This window comes from Shewanella waksmanii, from assembly GCF_043643685.1.
Lineage (GTDB): Bacteria > Pseudomonadota > Gammaproteobacteria > Enterobacterales > Shewanellaceae > Shewanella > Shewanella waksmanii_A.
The window spans coordinates 581,920-601,054 of sequence record NZ_JBHZSN010000001.1 but is presented as its reverse complement, the minus strand read 5'-3'; the positions used below and the strand labels follow the sequence as shown (position 1 = coordinate 601,054).

Sequence of the window (19,135 nt, the reverse complement as noted above, 5' to 3'; positions counted from 1 at the left end):
GAGATTTTTGGCGACAAACTGCTTGGCGCAAGTTATCACTGTTTCTAACTGAATCAGCCATAAGCAAGTTCTAGCCTAGTTCCCCAAATGCAGCGCGATGAGCGACTTGCCAATACAAAATACTGGGGGTTTGTTGGCACTCTTGATAACAGCTGTAAACCAACTTTATCACGTGGGAGTCGCCTGAGTTTATGGCTTGATTAATAATAAAATCAAACTCCAAACGGTTATTTCCCTCATCAACTTCGGCATCTTTAAATGGCAACCCTGTACTTAAATAAGCAACCAAAATCGCCTTCCAAAGCTGTTTTAATGCCGTATTTTCATCTTCAATATATGGCAAAATAATAGAAAAAGCGTGGCAGCCAGTCACCGTATGCAATAAGGTAAAATCATCTTGTAAATAGAACAATTTTAGAGCAAAACTTTTCAAGCTAGGCAAGTCCAAAGCTAATGGATATATCAGTGACTTGTTAACCCTTAATCGCTCTGCGATTTCTGACATACGGTCAACGATGATCCCTGGCGAAAACTCATAGCCGTCACTTAAAGCTGATAATCGAGTCAAAATTTGCGCTAAGCTTTCATCTGACTCAGTTTCAACCGTTACAAAAGGCTGATACTCCGCACTCCAAAACGCAAGCGCGACCGCAATCTCATTGCGATTATGCGCTTCAATCGCATAAGCTAATCGAATTAGGCCATGAAAAGCGCTTGCTGCAACGCCTGCTATTAATGTTGGAAGATGGCTTTGAAGCACATGCTCAATAGAGTGCGCTGCCAATTGCAGCTGAAAGTAACGTAAATAGTGACAATAACTATCACTATCGCCGAGATGCGCTTCAAAAGATATTACCGGTTCATAAGAAGATATCTCTTCAATAGATATAAGATCGCTAATATTGCCGGCGAAAGTCCTTTCTAACAGGCTATCGGGCGCGCCTAATTTGGATAAAGCCGTTAACTCCATCGGTAAATGTGTCGCTAACCCTCCGCCGTATAAAGGGTGGTATTTCCCTGACTGTGTTAGCAATTGTTGTAAAACGCTAGAATCTTCCATGACAATTTAAAATGTTAAAAACCAAACACCTAAAGTACCCCAGCTTAGTCCATTGAGTCTACATGCAAATATGACATTACATTTTGCCAGTTCAACTAATCCTTCACCTTGCCAGCTTGAATTTGCCACATACTCAGGCCAGTATTTCGAGAGCATTTCTCATATAGTAATAATTTGACTAACAACCTCTAATCACCCATTTCTATATTCAAAAATAAATTAACCTGTTGTATTTGTTAATAACTAAATTGACCAGTAACAACTAAAATCGTATTCTAGATTAGAAGAATATTTCAATCAGCTTAACATCAAGGAAGACGTTATGAACAAGCTCAAGATTATCTTAATTGCCTTAATAGTGACTTTAGCAGGTTGTGCATCAACTTATGAGCCTTTATTTAATGGCAACATAGTGAAAGTATCTGCAGATGATTTAGCAAATTACTGGGTGCTAAAGTCAAATAAGCCAAAATTTTTCGGATCACGACCAAGCTGGATTCCCGAAGGAGAAGGAGAAGCAGTCTATACAATAGTTATTGACTCTAATGGCCGTGAAATCAGAAGAAAGCTAGAAAGTTCTGATCCAGCCAAATGGATGACGCAAAAGCATCTTAATAAAATGCCTTTAAACAAATACAAACCAAGTGATTCAAACCCACACATGACACCGGTGATCACTCAAGTGCGAATTGAAACCAGACGCAGAAGATCTTAAAGCAATAGTAAAGTCATCTGCGGTTATGACTACTTTATAGGCCATTAATCAATTTCAAATTTGAGCTGGAGCGAAAAGTAGTCGACCACAAATGAATTATTATAGTTGGGACTTAGGCGAATAAAAACGGTCAATTGCATTGACGTTTAGATGTTGATTTTCTTTAACAAAAAATAGCTATCATTATTAATCGCTCAGCACACTTTATCAAAAAGTTATTCCTCTGTATTCGTGAGCTTATCTTTGATGGCTAAAGGACAGTAACTAAAACAACTCAACATCATCTTGGCAGGGTTGCACTTGAGTGTACTTAGCCCGTTCAACACGATTTCGCCCAAGAGCTTTAGCTTCATATAAAGCTTTATCGGCTAGCGCAACTAAATCAGTGCTGTACATATGTTCAATAAACGGGCTAAAACCAATACTCACAGTCACCCTCCCCACTTGCGGAAAGGCGTAGTTCTCTACCGAGCGTCTTACCCGATCTAATACCTGAAATGCCTGATTATCACTATAGGCTCGAAATAACACCAGAAACTCTTCCCCACCATATCGAAATAGGAAATCTTCTTCTCTAAAAGACGTTTTAAATAAGTTGGCAAACAGCAATAGCACCTCATCGCCAAGCATATGACCAAAGTTATCATTTACCTGTTTAAAGAAATCAATATCAAATATTGCCAAATACCAGAGCCGACCGTAATTGCAATCCTTTGTTGGTAAACCATCCAAAGTGGTATCAACTTCATAGGAAGCATCGACATTCCTAGCAGGGTTTAGCGCTGGCAAGCGTTCTTGACTGCTATAGATTGCTCGCTCAGGGGCATAGTGCGGGTCTTGCACGATTGCCATCACACGCTTCTCAAAAGTATTACGGTTAAGAAGTCCCGTGAGAGGATCAAGAATACTACGTTGCAGATTAACCCATTGTTGACAAAACATTCGACTTAGGTACTGCAAAGTCGCAATACGGTTGTGGTCAAGCTGTGTTGGAGTAAAAGTAAATAAAATTCCTAAATGATCTTGATTATAGGTCAAAGGAATGATCGAAATAAAACTCGAATCTGTCTTACTGATATGTTCTTTGCCATCTTGAGTTTTTTGTTGCCAATCGAGGAGCTGGTTATCGTCATAGGGCGGCTGCTCACCAATCGCCAATGCCAGTGAACCATTAAAATAAAGCTGAAAATTAAGTTGGTTAATATAACTGGAGTAAATCTCAACCAACATTTTTTTTAGCAAAATCTCATCATCACAATTTAGCAAAGCCGAAATTTGTTCATGACCACATTTATCAAGCTGATTATTAGACGCAGGGTTTTTAATCATCACTGACCTAAATTCATTGCATTACCTTAAAACACGATTTATTGACCGATGTTAAAAAGTGTAGCAACAAATATGCATTGTCACTGGCCGAACGAGAAAAATCCTACAAAGCACTGAGATTACATTATGAATAATACCCAATTGAGTATGCGCTTATTGGCCCTTATCCATTGCAATATTCACAAGCTGTAACTCAGCATAATCACTATAGTATCACTTCAAACTTTAAACGCTAAGCGGGGCGCCTAGAAGCTGGTACCCCATTGCAGGTAACGCCCCATCATGGGCGAATAAGTTAATTAAACATGTGCATCTGCATAGCCCATGCGAGTTAGCGCATTGCGCACTAAATCGAGCGTTTGCGGATCTTCGATGGTCGCAGGCATATTAAAAGATTGATTATCAGCAATTTTACGCATAGTGCCACGTAAAATCTTACCAGAGCGAGTTTTCGGTAGTTTTTGGATAGCACTCACTAACCTAAATGCCGCCACCGGACCAATTTGCTCTCGCACTAATGCAATCAACTCTTTATATAATTGCTCATCAGTTAAATGGACTCCTTTTTTCAATACCACCAATCCAAGGGGAACTTGGCCTTTCAACTTATCATCCACACCAATCACTGCCGCTTCGGCTACCGCTTCATGTTGACACAACACTTCTTCAAAACGCCCAGTAGATAGACGATGACCCGCCACGTTAATAATGTCATCAATACGGCTCATAATATAAAGATAACCATCTTCATCCATATACCCCGCATCGCCGGTTAAATAGTAGCCAGGGTACATGCTCAAATAACTGTCTTTATAACGTTGCTCATTACCCCATAATGTCGTGAGTGTTCCCGGTGGCAGTGGCAGCTTAATCACAACGTTACCTGAATCATTGGCGGCTACTTGCTCGCCCATCTCATCGACCACCTGCACATCGTATCCAGGAATGGGTAACGCAGGAGAGCCTGGTTTAACAGCAACCGGCGCTGTGCCCATCATATTCGCCGCAACGGGCCAGCCTGTTTCAGTTTGCCACCAGTGGTCAATTACAGGTTTTTGCAATTGATCATGGGCCCAGTACAAGGTATCGGGATCACAACGTTCGCCAGCCAAAAACAGATTCTTCAAGCAGCTTAAATCAACTCGCTTAATATACTCGCCTGTAGGGTCATCTCGCTTAATCGCACGAATGGCGGTTGGTGCGGTAAAAAAGCTCTTCACATTATACTTTGCAATCGTCCGCCAAAATGTGCCTGGGTCAGGCGTACCAACGGGTTTACCTTCAAACAGTAAGGTGGTCGCTCCCACTAACAAGGGACCGTAAACGATATAGGAATGGCCCACTACCCAACCGACATCTGATGCCGCCCAAAAAGTATCGCCCGCTTGAATGTCATAAATATGCTGCATCGACCAACTTAGCGCCACGGCATGGCCACCGTTGTCTCTTACCACCCCTTTAGGTTGACCTGTGGTGCCGGAAGTATAAAGCACATATAACGGGTCAGTCGCTTTGACGCTAACACAATCAATATGGCTGGCATTGGCGACGCATTTTTGCCAATCCCAGTCTCGGCCCGGTACAAGCGCTGCTGTATATTGCGGACGATTCAAAATCACGCAGCTGTCAACATTGTGTGATGACTGTTCGAGGGCTTCATCGAGCAAGGGTTTATATGCCACCACGCCAGATGGCTCGATCCCACATGACGCTGATAACACCATCTTTGGTTTTGCATCATCGATACGGGTAGCCAGCTCATTAGCAGCAAACCCGCCAAACACCACAGAGTGAATTGCCCCCAAACGAGCACAGGCTAGCATCGCATAGGCCGTTTCAGGAATCATTGGCATATATATCACCACACGATCGCCTTTGCTCACGCCTCGCTGAGCCATAAACCCAGCAAGGCGACTCACTTGCGCCTGCAGCTCTTCAAAGGTGATACCATATTCAGTGTCTGTAACAGGGCTGACATATTGAATTGCCACCTGATTACCTCGTCCCGCAGCAACATGGCGATCTACAGCGTTATAGCAGGTATTTAACTCGCCGCCACTGAACCATTGGTACATGGGCGCATTATCATCTTCAAGTACCTTATCCCAAGACCGAGTCCAATCGATTGCTTGTGCCGCTTGCCCCCAAAAATCATTAGGGTTTGCTTTCGCTTGTTGCTGCAGTTGTTGATGTAATTCCTTCATGGTGTGCCTCCTTGATTGTGACTATGTTTGTAAGCGAGTTATTGATATGCATACCAATACTCCACCTACAGCCAGTCCAATCTATCCCCTTGCTTGTATAAATAAGGTATCTACATCTACGTGTGATTCCCTCAGTGACAGCGCCCTGCCTTACGGCGAATATTGTTTATTTTATGGGCAAAACTGATGACTCAATTATCGCGCCCAGCTCAGCGTTGCCCATTAGACCTTAGAATAACTAGGGCTAATTTATGCAATAAAACAGTGCGGCATAAGCCTCTGCAAGCCTTTAAAATCAAGAAATTTCTATGTTTTACATGGTAAGCGTCAGCTTTTCCTGACACCTTATTGAATCGATTTCAAGCTATCAAATCAGCGCAAGCTTTACCTTTACGTAAACTTCATATATTGTGCATGAAACGTTAAATTTTATGGTGTTATTAATGAGCGACAATCACGCCCCACAGACAACTTACTCAATCAGTGAGTTATCTAAAGAGTTTGATATTACGACGCGTAGTATCCGATTTTATGAAGACCAAGGCCTCTTAAAACCGAAACGTCGAGGCCAAACCCGCATCTACGGTTTGAAAGACCGAGTGCGGTTAAAACTTATCCTGCGAGGCAAAAGACTTGGTTTCTCATTGGCCGAAACACGCCGCCTCTTTGAACTTTACGATGCTGACAAAAATAGCTCCTCACAACTGCAAACCATGTTGGATTTGGTAGAAGAGAAAAAGTCTGCTTTGCAACAGCAAATGGACGACATCAAAGTGGTACTGATGGAATTAAACAGTGCTGAGCAGCAATGCCGTGCCGCATTAGAAGAGCAACAAAAAGTCTAAATTAAAACAATAAATTAGCAATGCTAATAAGTTAATAAACTTAAAATTTAACAAGCAATTAGACAGCAAAAAATAACAATACTAATAAAAGTACATGATAGGACTTCAACCATGACTCAACTCTACTCATCTCTCAATTTCGGCCTCGGTGAAGACATCGATATGCTTCGCGATGCAGTACACAGTTTTGCCAGCAATGAAATCGCCCCCATTGCCGCTAAAGTCGATGAACAAAACGCCTTCCCCAATGAGCTATGGCCTGTTCTAGGTGAGATGGGGTTACTAGGTATTACTGTACCAGAGCAGTACGGTGGCGCTGATATGGGCTATTTAGCCCATGTTGTGGCGATGGAAGAAGTATCGCGTGCTTCTGCATCAATTGGCCTGAGCTACGGTGCCCATTCCAACCTTTGTGTTAACCAAATCAACCGCAATGGTAACGAGGCACAAAAAGCGAAATATCTACCAAAGCTGGTCAGCGGCGAGCACATTGGTGCATTAGCCATGAGTGAGCCCAATGCAGGGTCAGATGTAGTGTCGATGAAACTTCATGCCCGCAAAGAAGGCGATCGCTATATCCTCAACGGCAACAAAATGTGGATCACTAATGGCCCAGATGCAGATACTTATGTTATCTACGCAAAAACCGACTTAGATAAAGGCCCACACGGTATCACCGCTTTCATTGTAGAGCGTGGATACAAAGGATTCAGCCAAGCGCAAAAGCTCGATAAATTGGGAATGCGCGGTTCTAACACCTGTGAACTCGTGTTCGATAACGTTGAAGTGCCCGAAGAAAATATTCTTGGCGGATTAAACAATGGCGTAAAAGTACTGATGAGCGGCCTTGATTACGAGCGCGTTGTTCTATCTGGCGGACCACTCGGCATTATGACGGCGTGCATGGACATTGTGGTACCGTACATTCATGAACGAGAACAGTTTGGTAAATCAATCGGTCAATTCCAATTAGTTCAAGGCAAACTTGCCGACATGTACACCGGCATGAATGCAGCCAAATCCTATATTTACAATGTCGCTAAATCCTGCGATCGCGGTGAAACCACGCGTAAAGATGCCGCTGGCGCCATTTTATATAGCGCGGAGCTGGCCACCAAAATGGCATTAGACGCCATTCAATTATTAGGCGGTAACGGTTACGTCAACGAATATGCCACAGGGCGCTTATTACGCGACGCGAAACTGTATGAAATTGGTGCTGGCACCTCTGAAATACGCCGCATGCTGATCGGTCGTGAGTTATTTAACGAATCCAAATAACTCATTGAGGCACTGCAGACTCCCCGCTGCAGTGCCTTTGCCGACTTCCCTCATTTTGTGCTAACAAGGACATGACCGTGACGCAACTAAGCAGTCGAATTAACGCTCGCAGCGATGAGTTCAAAACCAAACACCAAGAGATGGCAGCGGTTGTTGCCGACTTAAAAAGCAAACTGCACACCATAGAACAAGGTGGTGGTGCAGTGGCTCGAGAACGTCATCTTTCTCGCGGTAAATTGCTACCGAGACAGCGCGTAGAAAAACTACTTGATGCTGGCTCTCCCTTTCTAGAGCTATCACAGTTTGCAGCTTATGAAGTATACGATGATGTCGTACCGGCAGCAGGCATTATTGCCGGTGTAGGCCGAGTCAGTGGGGTTGAGTGCATGATCATTGCCAATGACGCCACTGTTAAAGGCGGAACCTACTACCCCATCACGGTGAAAAAACACCTAAGAGCCCAAGAGATAGCCGAGCGATGTCACCTACCTTGTATCTATCTAGTCGATTCAGGGGGAGCTAACCTACCCCGTCAAGACGAAGTATTTCCTGATCGTGACCATTTCGGTCGCATCTTCTACAACCAAGCACAAATGTCTGCTAAAGGGATCCCACAAATTGCCGTGGTGATGGGCTTATGTACCGCTGGCGGTGCTTATGTTCCAGCGATGGCTGATGAGTCTATCATCGTAAAAGAACAAGGCACCATCTTCTTAGCTGGCCCCCCATTAGTGAAAGCGGCTACCGGTGAAGAGGTCTCAGCAGAAGAGCTTGGCGGTGCAGAGGTGCATACCAAGATATCAGGGGTTGCTGATCACATGGCGCAAAATGATGATCATGCATTAGAACTGGCCCGTAAGTCTGTAGCTCGGTTAAATCACAACAAGCAGATTGCTGCTCAATTAAGCGCGGTCAAACCACCTAAGTTCGACATCAACGAACTATACGGCATTGTCGGAACCGATCTGAAAAAGCCTTTTGATGTTAAGGAAGTGATTGCTCGATTGGTCGATGACTCAGACTTTGATGAATTTAAAGCAAATTACGGTAACACCTTAGTTTGTGGCTTTGCTCGCATTCATGGTTACCCGGTCGGTATTGTCGCTAATAACGGGATTTTATTTTCTGAGTCCGCTCAAAAAGGCGCTCACTTTATCGAGCTTTGTTGCCAGCGAAAGATTCCATTGTTATTCCTGCAAAATATTACCGGTTTCATGGTGGGTAAGAAGTACGAGCATGAAGGTATCGCCAAACATGGTGCCAAGATGGTGACTGCCGTTTCATGTGCCACGGTACCTAAATTTACTGTCATCATTGGCGGCAGCTACGGTGCTGGTAACTATGGTATGTGTGGTCGCGCTTTTGAACCTACGATGATGTGGATGTGGCCTAATGCTCGTATCTCAGTCATGGGAGGTGAACAAGCTGCAGGCGTACTTGCCACTGTGCGTCGTGATGGTCTAGCTCGTAAAGGGGTAGACTGGTCCGCGGAAGAGGAAGCCAAGTTTAGAGAACCCATCGTAGCGCAATATGATAAAGAAGGTCATCCATACCATGCCAGTGCAAGGTTATGGGATGACGGTATTATCGATCCAGCCCAAACTCGCGATGTGGTAGGTCTTGCGCTATCAGCAGCCCTCAATGCCCCAATAGCAGACACCAAGTTTGGTGTATTTAGAATGTAATGACTGCGAACAATATAAGGGCATGATTATGTTACCAGAAACCCAACATTTTAATTTTGTTCGCTGCTTCATAGAAGATGGCGTCGGTCATATCAAGCTAGATCGGGCGGACAAACACAACGCGTTTGACGAAGTGATGATTAATGAAATCATTACCAGTTTGCGTATCCTTGCAAAGCGTCACGAATGCCAGCTTTTGTTACTCAGTGCTGAAGGCAAAAATTTCAGCGCCGGTGCAGATCTCAATTGGATGCGCAAACAAGCGGGCATGGACTTTCAGCAAAACCTGGCCGATGCCAATGAGCTGGCGACCTTGATGCATGAGCTCGATAAGTTTCCTAAGCCCAGTATCTCACTGGTGCAGGGTGCTGCTTTTGGGGGCGCATTAGGCCTGATTTGTTGCTGTGATATTGCCATTGCCAATACTCGCGCAAGCTTCTGCTTAAGCGAAGTGAAGCTAGGACTAATCCCTGCCGTCATTAGCCCTTATGTTGCCCGAGCAATGGGGCAACGCGCAGCGAGGCGCTACATGATGACCGCAGAACGTTTCGATGTGAATACAGCACAAACATTACAGATTATTCACCAAATCGATGACGATCTCGCCGCCGCGGCAAAGCCATTTATTGCCGCCTTCAAGGCCAATAGTCCTCAGGGGATGGCGTGGACCAAAACCTTGCTGAGTCATTTAGAAAATGGCGAGATTAATCAGCAAACACGCGATCATACCAGTGAGCGTATCGCCCGTATCCGCGTGTCCGAAGAAGGCCAAGAAGGCCTCAATGCCTTCTTTGAAAAACGTGCTCCCCAATGGCAGGCAGAGGAATAATAACAATGCACACAATCCTCATTCGCCCTATTGTAAACACAACACAGAGAGTGTCTTGATATGTTTACCAAATTATTGATTGCAAATCGTGGTGAGATAGCTTGCCGCATTATCAAAACCGCCAAGTTAATGGGCGTACGTACAGTTGCACTTTACTCCGATGCAGATAAAGATGCTCGCCATGTGGCAATGGCTGATGAGTCTTTTTATCTTGGTGGCAGTGCGCCAGCAGACTCTTATTTAAAAGGTGAGCTGATCATCGATATCGCCAAGCGTTCTGGTGCACAAGCCATCCACCCTGGATATGGTTTCTTATCCGAAAATGCTGAGTTTGCTCGTCTATGTGAACAAAATGACATCGCCTTTGTCGGTCCTGGCGCGGCGGCAATCGATGCCATGGGCAGTAAAAGTGCCGCAAAAGAAATTATGGGTAACGCCAACGTACCGCTAGTCCCGGGTTACCATGGCGATGAACAATCGGATCAAGTATTACTGCAAGCATCAAAAGAGATTGGTTTTCCACAGCTGATAAAAGCCGCTTATGGTGGCGGTGGTAAAGGCATGCGTATCGTTGAGTCACACGATCAGGCCCTTGACGCCATTAACTCGGCAAGACGAGAAGCAGCATCCTCTTTTGGTAATGACAAATTATTGATTGAACGTTACCTACGTCAACCTCGCCATGTTGAAGTACAAGTGTTTGCCGATACCTTTGGCAATTGTATCTATCTCTCTGATAGAGACTGCTCGATTCAACGCCGTCATCAAAAAGTCGTGGAAGAGGCACCCGCCCCAGGGCTCAGTGATAGCCTACGCAAAAAAATGGGGGAAGCAGCTGTTGCAGCCGCTAAGGCCATTGATTATGTCGGTGCTGGTACGGTCGAGTTCTTACTCGATACTGACGACAGCTTTTATTTCATGGAAATGAATACCCGCTTGCAGGTTGAACACCCCGTCACCGAACTCGTTACAGGACAAGATCTGGTTAAATGGCAGCTAATGGTGGCCAGCAAGTCACCCCTGCCGCTTCAACAAGATGAAGTGCGTATTCATGGCCATGCGTTCGAGGCACGGATTTACGCAGAAGATCCACTTAACGACTTTTTACCCGCCAGTGGCAAACTCAACTTTTTACGTGAGCCGCAACAAAACAAGTTTGTGCGTATCGACTCGGGCATTCGTGAAAATGATGTCATCAGTAACTTCTACGACCCGATGATCGCCAAGCTGATTGTTTGGGATGAATCACGTCCTCGCGCGCTACAACGGCTTATCCACGCTCTGGGCTCCTACCAGATCAGCGGTTTAAAACATAACATAGAATTTTTAGCCAATATTGCCGAGCACCCCGCTTTTGCCAGTGCTGATTTCAGTACTGACTTTATTGAGCGTTATGGCGATAGCCTCATCGGCCCGCAACTCGATGACAGTGAGCAACAAACCAACCATGCTTTGGCAATGGCAGCCCTATACACAGTGTGTGTTCAACAGCAGCAAGCTAAATCGGCGGCGTTAAATAGCCATGATCCCTACTCACCTTGGGGCCAAGCAAGTGGCTTTAGGTTGAACAGTAATAGTATTCACCCCATTGCGTTGTTAGATGCTAATAACCAGCTACAACAATTACAACTTACTCAAATCGGCGATCAATTTAGCATCAGCTTCAATGATCAACCGCTACTGTTAAGTGGCAGCCTAATTGAAGATGTGCTGCACGCCGAAATTAATGGTCATAAGAGTAAGGTACCGGTTAGCCAAGATACTGAAGGGTTTACCCTGTTCCTGCCCCAAGGTAGTTATCATTTTAAAGCGGTACAAACCGAAATCGCCGAAGAACAGGCCAGCCACGAAGATAAGCTAAAAGCCCCTATGAATGGCACGGTAGTGACTCATCTAGCTCAAGTGGGTGATAGTGTCACCCAAGGTCAAGGCCTGCTGGTGATGGAGGCGATGAAAATGGAGTACACCATTGAGGCGCCTTTTGATGGCGTGGTCACCGCTTTCTTCTTTGAGTCTGGCGAGTTGGTTGAAGATGGTACTCAGTTACTTGAAGTCACCCCTAACGACAGCGAGGAAGAATGATGTTTGCCGATAAAGTATCCATATTTGAAGTCGGTCCCCGTGATGGGCTTCAGAATGAAGTAGCGGTATCGACGGCAGATAAGCTCAAGCTGATAGAACAATTGGGGCGCGCTGGCATCAATCGTATCGAAGCTGGCAGCTTTGTTTCACCTAAATGGGTGCCGCAAATGGCAGATTCAGGTGATATTTTCCGCCAGTTAACCAGACAACAAGGTGTCACCTATAGTGCGTTAACTCCTAATTTAAAAGGCTTGGAACTTGCACTTGACGCCGGAGCAGACGAAGTTGCCATTTTTGGTGCCGCCTCTCAAAGCTTCAGTCAAAAGAATATCAACTGTTCCATTGAAGAGTCGATTGAACGCTTCATCCCAGTAGTAGAGGCGGCTAAAGCCAACAAAGTACGAGTTCGCGGCTATGTATCGTGCGTTTTAGGTTGCCCCTATGAAGGCGAAATCGCCATTAACGAAGTGGCTCGCGTGGCAGAGATTCTTTACAAAATGGGCTGTTACGAGATTTCACTTGGGGACACGATAGGCGTTGGCACCCCGATTAATGCCCGTAAAATGGTGCAAGCGGTCAGCGAACGTGTTCCCGTTGACCAGCTGGCTTTGCACTTTCACGACACTTACGGCCAAGCATTAGCCAACATTTTGGCTTGCTTAGAAACCGGAGTCAGCGTAATCGACAGCTCAGTGGCGGGTCTTGGTGGTTGCCCTTATGCCAAAGGTGCATCTGGCAACTTAGCGACCGAAGATTTGGTTTATATGCTTCACGGTATGGGCATAGATACCGGCATTGACCTACAGTTATTAGCGCAGGCTGGCATGCAAATTAGTCAAGCGTTAGGTCGAGATACCGGTTCGAAAGTAGCACAAGCTATCAATATTTAATCTGATTGTGGCCCTGTGGCGGCAATCTTAGAGAGGGAGATAATAATAATGGCAGGACTGAATAAACTGGTCAGTAGCTATGAAGCTGCACTTGAAGGTTTAAGTAATGATATGACCGTTATGGTCGGCGGCTTCGGTTTATGCGGCATCCCAGAAGGTCTTATCGCACAAATGGTAAAAACCGGCGTAACCGGCTTGACCGCTATTTCAAATAACGCAGGTGTTGATGACTTTGGCTTAGGCTTGCTACTGAAAAGCCGCCAAATCGATACCATGATCGCTTCATACGTTGGTGAAAATGCGACATTTGAACAGCAAATGCTATCTGGCGAATTAAATGTAATTTTAACGCCTCAAGGCACACTTGCAGAAAAAATTCGTGCCGGTGGTGCAGGTATCCCTGCATTTTTCACAGCAACTGGCTACGGTACTCCCGTTGCAGAGGGCAAAGAAACCCGTGAGATTGATGGGCGTCACTACGTGCTAGAGCCAGCTCTGACAGCAGACTTTGCGTTAGTGAGAGCATGGAAAGCAGACACCATGGGTAACCTCGTGTTCCGTAAAACAGCCGCCAACTTTAATCCTATGATGGCAACCGCGGGAAAAATCACTGTGGTAGAAGCTGAACATATTGTTGAGCCGGGCGAACTGGATCCGGATCATATTCATACGCCAGGAATCTACGTCGATCGATTGATTCAAGGTACGTTTGAGAAACGTATTGAACAACGCACTGTAAAAGCATAATTAAAGGGAGCATTGATAATGGCACTATCGAGAGAACAACTAGCGCAGCGTGTATCCCAAGAGTTGCAAGATGGCTTTTACGTTAACCTTGGTATCGGTATCCCCACCTTAGTGGCAAACTATATTCCTGACGGTATGCAAGTCATGCTGCAATCAGAAAATGGTTTATTGGGTATGGGAGAATTTCCAACAGAAGACACTATTGATGCGGATTTGATTAACGCTGGAAAACAAACTGTGACTGCCGTAGATGGCGCATCATTTTTCTCATCAGCTGAGAGTTTCGCGATGATCCGTGGCGGACATGTTGACCTAACAGTACTCGGTGCATTTGAGGTTGACGTTAACGGCTCGATTGCCTCGTGGATGATCCCTGGCAAACTGATTAAAGGCATGGGTGGAGCGATGGATCTCGTGGCTGGCGCCGACAACATCATTGTCACCATGATGCATGCTGATAAAAAAGGCAACTCAAAGCTGCTGCCCGTGTGTGAATTACCACTCACCGGTTACGGCTGTATCAAGCGAGTGCTCACCGATCTGGCTTTTATCGAGATTAAAGACGGTGCCTTCCACCTACTCGAGCGCGCTCCTGGCGTGACAGTGGAAGAGATTGTCGCCAAAACCGCAGGGAAATTGATCGTTCCTGACCATGTTCCCGAAATGCAGCTATAAGTTGTGTTTCTATCTAGCTAAAAGCCACTCAATGAGTGGCTTTTTTGTTTTTAATCACGTGCTAACCTTTGCACTGAATGTTGCCAGAATTGTTGAGACAATTGGCGCGACATCGCCGATTTCTCTGCGGTGTTCTCACCAAGCATTTTATCTTGGTGTGATTGGCTATAACCTTCATTAGCTAATTCACTAATTGCTTGTAACGAGTCACTGATCTCGTTAGCTGCAATGCCTTGCTCTCCCATAGCATCAGCGCTGTGTTCGGTCATTTGATTAATGCTATCAATCGTAGCAACTAAGCCTGCAAATACATGCTCAGCTTCTTTCACAAGCTCCACCGCTTTAGTCGCTTGAGCCTGCCCAGCTGCCAAGGTATTAGCTGCATTAGCTGTGCTAGATTGAAACTTAGCAATGATTTGGTCTATTTGCCGAGTCGATTCTCCAGTACGGGCTGATAACTGACGCACCTCATCAGCGACAACCGCAAACCCCCTTCCTGACTCCCCTGCTCTAGCCGCTTCAATAGCCGCATTAAGTGCCAGCAAATTGGTTTGCTCTGCAATCGTGCTAATGACTTCCAGTACTTGGTTAATCGCCACACTGTCTTGTTCAATTTCAGCTACCACAGAAGCAAAGTTACCCACCTCATGATTTAATGCATCAATGGTTTTTACCACGGTATCTAATTGCTGATAGCCCAGTGCGACCGTTGACTGACTATGCTCTACTTCCGTGGCAACTTGCTTGATTTGGCTACCTAGCTCATTAAAGCTAGCGGTTAACTCCTCAACAGCGGCTGCAGCTTGGGCCGTTTGCTGACTTTGACCATCTGCGCGTCCTGATGCTGCGGTAATCGATGTCAGCAATTGATCGTTATCATCTGCAATTGATTTGGCGCCATCAGCCATACGGCCCACTACACCAGAAATCTCGGCGTTCACAAACTCCATCGCACATGCGATGTTGCCCAGCTCATCATTTCGGCCCGTATAAACATGCCTAGCAACAGGATCATCAATAACTGACAACGCTTGGCTCTCAAGCTGCTTGAACGGTTTGAGGATAAGCTTTAAACCCAAAAACATAGGCACAACCAACAAGCTGGCAAGCCATGGTGACAACGCCGCACAGGCAATGCCTAACAACAGCATTACCATCGCAAACAATTTGATTTTGGCGGTAAAGCTCAAAAACGGCTTATCCAGTTCAGCAGGGGTGTCGCCCTGCTGCAACTTCTTATAGGTAGCACTTGCCCGCTCAACCTGCTGTGCGCTAGCACGGCGGCGCACCGACTGATATTCCTCAACCTTTCCATCTTTAACAACCGGTGCTACATAAGCATTGACCCAATAATAGCCGCCATCTTTACATCGGTTTTTAACCACTCCCATCCAAGATTGATTTTGCTTCAAGGTTTGCCACAGCATTTTGTACGCTTGCTCAGGCATATGGGGGTGGCGAACTATATTATGCGGCTGACCTACTAGCTCTTGCTGCTCAAATCCGCATACTCGACAAAAATCTTCATTTGCATAGCGAATATTACCGGCAAGGTCGGTAGTAGATAGCAAAATATCTTCATCCGTTAGACACACTTCCTGCGTTGTCACAGGTTGATTATTACGCATTATGTTTCAAATAGTTATCTAGGTAAGGTGGCGCTAGTTTGCCTTGTTAATGGCGGATAATATGTGACCCAGTGCAAGATTAAATGTATCAACCATTGTTACATTTGTTTATTTTTGAGGCGGATCGCAAATCCTGATCTGCAAAAGTAAATCTCTCCCGCCTCACTTGAAAAGCCACTAAAAACGACTTAGCAGACTTGGAAACTATTTAATATCAAGAATGTGCCAGCATCGTTTGCAGGCACTACACTAAAAGAGTGTTCAAAAGTCAGATAAGCATGGGAGCCAGTTGATGGGTGCAGCTCGTAGGCAGCTTTTTCAAATCACTGCGGTATTCAGTATGATTTTTGCCTTAATTGGCTTTAGCTATAACGTGTGGCGGATGGAAATTAGCGAACACAATAATACCATGCGCTCAGCCAGCTTTGAGTTACTACTGCAGCTTTCTGAACTAGAAGCGATAGTTTATGCCGCTCACTATGATAACAACTTAATTGAAGGCAATCCGCGCAAAGGTTGGATTAAGGTGAATCTGGTTCATGATTTAGCACTGATAACCACGCCGGAGCTGCAACAGCAAACCAAGCAACTCAAGGCGGTATGGCAACAAAACTGGTCATTGATGGCCGAGGAGCAACACAGTAGCAACGCCATTATTGCCGAAATAGATAACAGCCGCGCTAAAGTGCGTCAGCTGTTATCATCACTGCAATAGCGATTTCGATAGCCAATTACATTCGGGCTAGTGTTAGTCCCAAAGAAACTCTCGAAAATGTTTACGACATACAGACTCGTAACTTTCATTACCGCCAATTGCTACCTGTTCGCCCTCTCGCATCGGCTTACCGTTACCATCTAAACGAAGCACCATGTTAGCTTTACGTCCACAATGACAAATGGTTTTTAGCTCTATGAGCTTATCCGCCCAAGCCAACAGGTATTGACTACCACTAAACAATTCACCTTGGAAGTCTGTTTTTAGGCCATAACACAGCACAGGTATGTCGAGTACATCCACCACATAAGTTAATTGCTTAACTTGCTCTTTCGCTAAAAACTGTGCTTCGTCAATCAAGATGCAATGTAATTGTTGCTCAGCATTGGCTTGTTCAATAAGTTTGGCAATATCATCATGACTACCAAAAACTTGCGCATCGGTCTCAATACCAATCCTTGAGGCTACTTTGCCCACACCATAACGGTCATCAATGGATGCAGTCATCACCAAGGTATTCATACCACGTTCGCGATAGTTATATGAAGATTGTAATAAAGACGTGGACTTACCGGCGTTCATTGCCGAGTAATAAAAATAAAGCTGAGCCAAACCTGCTTCCTTAGCGAATAAAAAGGTGGCTAAGTTTACCGCGTCAACCAATGTCATACCAGTAAAAGGCGTCTAATCGCTATCACTATAAGACGTTGATCTACTCAGCGCAGTTTTGCCACGTAAATTCTCGGCGCATAAAACAAATGAGCCAGTGGGCTTATATGTTAGCCAAAAGCAATTGAGTAAGCTTCAGGCAATAAAAAAGCCCAAGAGGGTTCCCCACTTGGGCTTGATTTTATGATGGCGTTATTGCGGATTAACTCGGTTGATTCGCTTTTACTCTAAGCACCAATACACTGATAATGAATAGTACCGTACAAGTCAGTAAACCTGCGGTTAACGATTCAGTAAAGCCAAGTACTGTGTAGCCACCTAAACTTATCACCGCCACAATCACCGCGTAAGGAAGTTGCGTTAATACGTGGTCAATGTGGTGACAGTTAGCCCCCGTAGATGACAAAATCGTGGTATCAGATATCGGAGAACAATGGTCACCAAATACCGCACCCGCTAACACGGCTGCTAACATTGGCAACATCATGTTGATATGGGTGCCCATCGCCATATCAGCAGCGATAGGTAACATAATGCCAAATGTGCCCCAACTGGTACCGGTAGAAAATGCAGTTAAGCCAGCCAGTACAAATAGCACCGCAGGAAGCAACGCAAATGGAATATTGCCAGATGCCAAGCTTGCCATGTATTTACCGGTCTCTAGTTGGCCAATCACGCCCGCAATAGTCCAAGCAAATAGCAAAATATAGATAGCTGGCAGCATCGAGCGCGCCCCGGCCACTAACCCTTTAATCAGTAATTCTTTCTGTAAACCTTGGCTGATCACTAATGCAACGGTTGCCACAAGACCAATCAGTGCGCCATAAAACAGTGACCAAGCCACATCCGTTTTCTCAAATGCGCCGATGATAGAGAACTCAATAGACTCAGCCGCCAATGCATCTGCACCACTGCTAATCATAAAGTACAAGGTCGCACCAACAAGTACAGTAATTGGCAAGAACAAACCGATAATTTTGCCTGAATCTGACTCGGGTAAGTCGCTATTGGCACCCGGTGGTAGCCCTTTTGACTCATCATACAGGTTGCCCTTTTGTGCGTTAAGTTCATGCTGACGCATTGGGCCGATATCTAAGCCCATAAATGCCACACATAACAGCAGTAACAACGCAAAAATTGCGTAGAAGTTCATCGGTATCATCTGCACAAATACGCTTAAATGGCCACTGTCGGTAAAGCCATGCGCCGTAAGGATACCGCCAATAAGAGCAATAATATAAGCACCCCAGCTGGATACTGGTGAGATAACACAAATAGGTGCTGCAGTACTATCAAGGAGATAAGCCAGCTTACTGCGAGAAATATAGTAACGGTCAGTTAGCGGCCTTGCGACACTACCAACAACTAAGCTATTAAAATAATCGTCAATAAACACCACGCAGCCTAAGAACATGGTCAACAGCTTTGCATCACGTTTGTTACGGATGCGATTGCGTGCCCATTCAGCAAACGCTTTAGCAGCGCCACTGACGGTAATCAACGCGGTGATCATACCAAGCAGGATAAGGAAGCCGAGTAAATAGACATTCCAACTGTTCATTGCGCCATCTTCCCAAAATAGCCCAACAGCTTGGTTAGCCAAATACTGGCCTGAGTCGACCACAGCGAAATCCGTGATCAGCAGTATGCCTAACAGGATCCCCACCCCCAAAGACAGCAGAACTTTGCGGGTAAATATCGCCATGAGTATTGCAACCACGGGGGGTAGCAATGAGAGCGCTGAATCAGCGTAACTAAGAGTCGTCATTTATTTTTATCTT

General features: G+C 45.3%; 16 protein-coding genes. 10 read left to right on the top strand and 6 right to left on the bottom strand.

Annotated elements, in window-relative coordinates:
* Positions 1-70: 70 nt before the first annotated feature.
* Entirely contained in the window at positions 71-1,060 is a 990-nt protein-coding gene (locus ACHUFW_RS02615) for a questin oxidase family protein (protein ID WP_394200426.1), read from the bottom strand.
* 322 nt (positions 1,061-1,382) lie between these two features.
* Here ACHUFW_RS02615 and ACHUFW_RS02610 point away from each other — a divergent pair, with 322 nt between their 5' ends.
* Complete coding sequence (locus ACHUFW_RS02610) at positions 1,383-1,775, top strand: hypothetical protein (protein WP_394200425.1); 393 nt, start codon at positions 1,383-1,385, stop codon at positions 1,773-1,775.
* A 264-nt stretch (positions 1,776-2,039) separates the two neighbouring features.
* Here ACHUFW_RS02610 and ACHUFW_RS02605 read toward each other — a convergent pair whose 3' ends face one another.
* Both ACHUFW_RS02605 and ACHUFW_RS02600 read right to left on the bottom strand, forming a co-directional pair.
* Positions 2,040-3,104, bottom strand: a complete 1,065-nt coding sequence (locus tag ACHUFW_RS02605; protein ID WP_394200424.1) for a GGDEF domain-containing protein — start codon at positions 3,102-3,104, stop codon at positions 2,040-2,042.
* Between the two features lie 299 nt (positions 3,105-3,403).
* A complete protein-coding gene (locus ACHUFW_RS02600; RefSeq protein ID WP_394200423.1) occupies positions 3,404-5,308 on the bottom strand; it encodes a propionyl-CoA synthetase in 1,905 nt (634 codons plus the stop codon).
* 443 nt (positions 5,309-5,751) lie between these two features.
* Between ACHUFW_RS02600 and ACHUFW_RS02595 the strand changes: the two genes are divergently transcribed.
* The 8 genes from ACHUFW_RS02595 to ACHUFW_RS02560 all read left to right on the top strand — a co-directional run bounded on the left by ACHUFW_RS02595 (position 5,752) and on the right by ACHUFW_RS02560 (position 14,342).
* Positions 5,752-6,153 carry a MerR family transcriptional regulator gene (locus tag ACHUFW_RS02595; protein WP_394200422.1) on the top strand — a complete coding sequence of 134 codons (402 nt, stop codon included), beginning with the start codon at positions 5,752-5,754 and terminating at the stop codon, positions 6,151-6,153.
* A gap of 111 nt (positions 6,154-6,264) precedes the next feature.
* Positions 6,265-7,434 (top strand): isovaleryl-CoA dehydrogenase, encoded by a 1,170-nt coding sequence (locus tag ACHUFW_RS02590; RefSeq protein WP_394200421.1) that lies wholly within the window; start codon positions 6,265-6,267, stop codon positions 7,432-7,434.
* A 77-nt stretch (positions 7,435-7,511) separates the two neighbouring features.
* Positions 7,512-9,119, top strand: coding sequence for a carboxyl transferase domain-containing protein (locus ACHUFW_RS02585; protein ID WP_394200420.1), 1,608 nt, complete (start codon positions 7,512-7,514; stop codon positions 9,117-9,119).
* Between the two features lie 28 nt (positions 9,120-9,147).
* On the top strand, positions 9,148-9,948 hold the full coding sequence (locus ACHUFW_RS02580; protein WP_394200419.1) for an enoyl-CoA hydratase-related protein: 801 nt from the start codon (positions 9,148-9,150) through the stop codon (positions 9,946-9,948).
* 60 nt (positions 9,949-10,008) lie between these two features.
* Positions 10,009-12,030: an acetyl/propionyl/methylcrotonyl-CoA carboxylase subunit alpha gene (locus ACHUFW_RS02575; protein ID WP_394200418.1), complete on the top strand. Its 2,022-nt coding sequence runs from the start codon at positions 10,009-10,011 to the stop codon at positions 12,028-12,030.
* The gene (locus tag ACHUFW_RS02570) at positions 12,030-12,920 is read left to right on the top strand and encodes a hydroxymethylglutaryl-CoA lyase (RefSeq protein WP_394200493.1); all 891 of its coding nucleotides are present in this window, start codon (positions 12,030-12,032) and stop codon (positions 12,918-12,920) included. Before ACHUFW_RS02575 ends, ACHUFW_RS02570 begins: the two co-directional genes overlap by 1 nt.
* 48 nt (positions 12,921-12,968) lie before the next feature.
* On the top strand, positions 12,969-13,667 hold the full coding sequence (locus ACHUFW_RS02565) for a CoA transferase subunit A (RefSeq protein WP_394200417.1): 699 nt from the start codon (positions 12,969-12,971) through the stop codon (positions 13,665-13,667).
* Positions 13,668-13,685: 18 nt separating this feature from the next.
* On the top strand, positions 13,686-14,342 hold the full coding sequence (locus ACHUFW_RS02560; protein WP_394200416.1) for a 3-oxoacid CoA-transferase subunit B: 657 nt from the start codon (positions 13,686-13,688) through the stop codon (positions 14,340-14,342).
* Positions 14,343-14,392: 50 nt separating this feature from the next.
* Here the strand turns inward: ACHUFW_RS02560 and ACHUFW_RS02555 are convergent, their stop codons facing one another.
* Positions 14,393-15,970, bottom strand: coding sequence for a methyl-accepting chemotaxis protein (locus ACHUFW_RS02555; RefSeq protein ID WP_394200415.1), 1,578 nt, complete (start codon positions 15,968-15,970; stop codon positions 14,393-14,395).
* Positions 15,971-16,262: 292 nt separating this feature from the next.
* Here ACHUFW_RS02555 and ACHUFW_RS02550 point away from each other — a divergent pair, with 292 nt between their 5' ends.
* Positions 16,263-16,685 carry a hypothetical protein gene (locus ACHUFW_RS02550; RefSeq protein ID WP_394200414.1) on the top strand — a complete coding sequence of 141 codons (423 nt, stop codon included), beginning with the start codon at positions 16,263-16,265 and terminating at the stop codon, positions 16,683-16,685.
* 33 nt (positions 16,686-16,718) lie between these two features.
* Here ACHUFW_RS02550 and ACHUFW_RS02545 read toward each other — a convergent pair whose 3' ends face one another.
* Positions 16,719-17,297: a thymidine kinase gene (locus ACHUFW_RS02545; RefSeq protein WP_394200413.1), complete on the bottom strand. Its 579-nt coding sequence runs from the start codon at positions 17,295-17,297 to the stop codon at positions 16,719-16,721.
* Between the two features lie 259 nt (positions 17,298-17,556).
* On the bottom strand, positions 17,557-19,122 hold the full coding sequence (locus ACHUFW_RS02540) for a Na+/H+ antiporter NhaC family protein (RefSeq protein ID WP_394200412.1): 1,566 nt from the start codon (positions 19,120-19,122) through the stop codon (positions 17,557-17,559).
* Between the last annotated feature and the right edge of the window lie 13 nt (positions 19,123-19,135).

Excerpts from the sequence above, each read along its gene's own strand:
- ACHUFW_RS02615 (WP_394200426.1), bottom strand. The coding sequence starts at position 1,060 with ATGGAAGATTCTAGCGTTTTACAACAATTGCTAACACAGTCAGGGAAA.
- ACHUFW_RS02610 (WP_394200425.1), top strand. The coding sequence starts at position 1,383 with ATGAACAAGCTCAAGATTATCTTAATTGCCTTAATAGTGACTTTAGCA.
- ACHUFW_RS02605 (WP_394200424.1), bottom strand. The coding sequence starts at position 3,104 with ATGATTAAAAACCCTGCGTCTAATAATCAGCTTGATAAATGTGGTCAT.
- ACHUFW_RS02600 (WP_394200423.1), bottom strand. The coding sequence starts at position 5,308 with ATGAAGGAATTACATCAACAACTGCAGCAACAAGCGAAAGCAAACCCT.
- ACHUFW_RS02595 (WP_394200422.1), top strand. The coding sequence starts at position 5,752 with ATGAGCGACAATCACGCCCCACAGACAACTTACTCAATCAGTGAGTTA.
- ACHUFW_RS02590 (WP_394200421.1), top strand. The coding sequence starts at position 6,265 with ATGACTCAACTCTACTCATCTCTCAATTTCGGCCTCGGTGAAGACATC.
- ACHUFW_RS02580 (WP_394200419.1), top strand. The coding sequence starts at position 9,148 with ATGTTACCAGAAACCCAACATTTTAATTTTGTTCGCTGCTTCATAGAA.
- ACHUFW_RS02575 (WP_394200418.1), top strand. The coding sequence starts at position 10,009 with ATGTTTACCAAATTATTGATTGCAAATCGTGGTGAGATAGCTTGCCGC.
- ACHUFW_RS02570 (WP_394200493.1), top strand. The coding sequence starts at position 12,030 with ATGTTTGCCGATAAAGTATCCATATTTGAAGTCGGTCCCCGTGATGGG.
- ACHUFW_RS02565 (WP_394200417.1), top strand. The coding sequence starts at position 12,969 with ATGGCAGGACTGAATAAACTGGTCAGTAGCTATGAAGCTGCACTTGAA.
- ACHUFW_RS02560 (WP_394200416.1), top strand. The coding sequence starts at position 13,686 with ATGGCACTATCGAGAGAACAACTAGCGCAGCGTGTATCCCAAGAGTTG.
- ACHUFW_RS02555 (WP_394200415.1), bottom strand. The coding sequence starts at position 15,970 with ATGCGTAATAATCAACCTGTGACAACGCAGGAAGTGTGTCTAACGGAT.
- ACHUFW_RS02550 (WP_394200414.1), top strand. The coding sequence starts at position 16,263 with ATGGGTGCAGCTCGTAGGCAGCTTTTTCAAATCACTGCGGTATTCAGT.
- ACHUFW_RS02540 (WP_394200412.1), bottom strand. The coding sequence starts at position 19,122 with ATGACGACTCTTAGTTACGCTGATTCAGCGCTCTCATTGCTACCCCCC.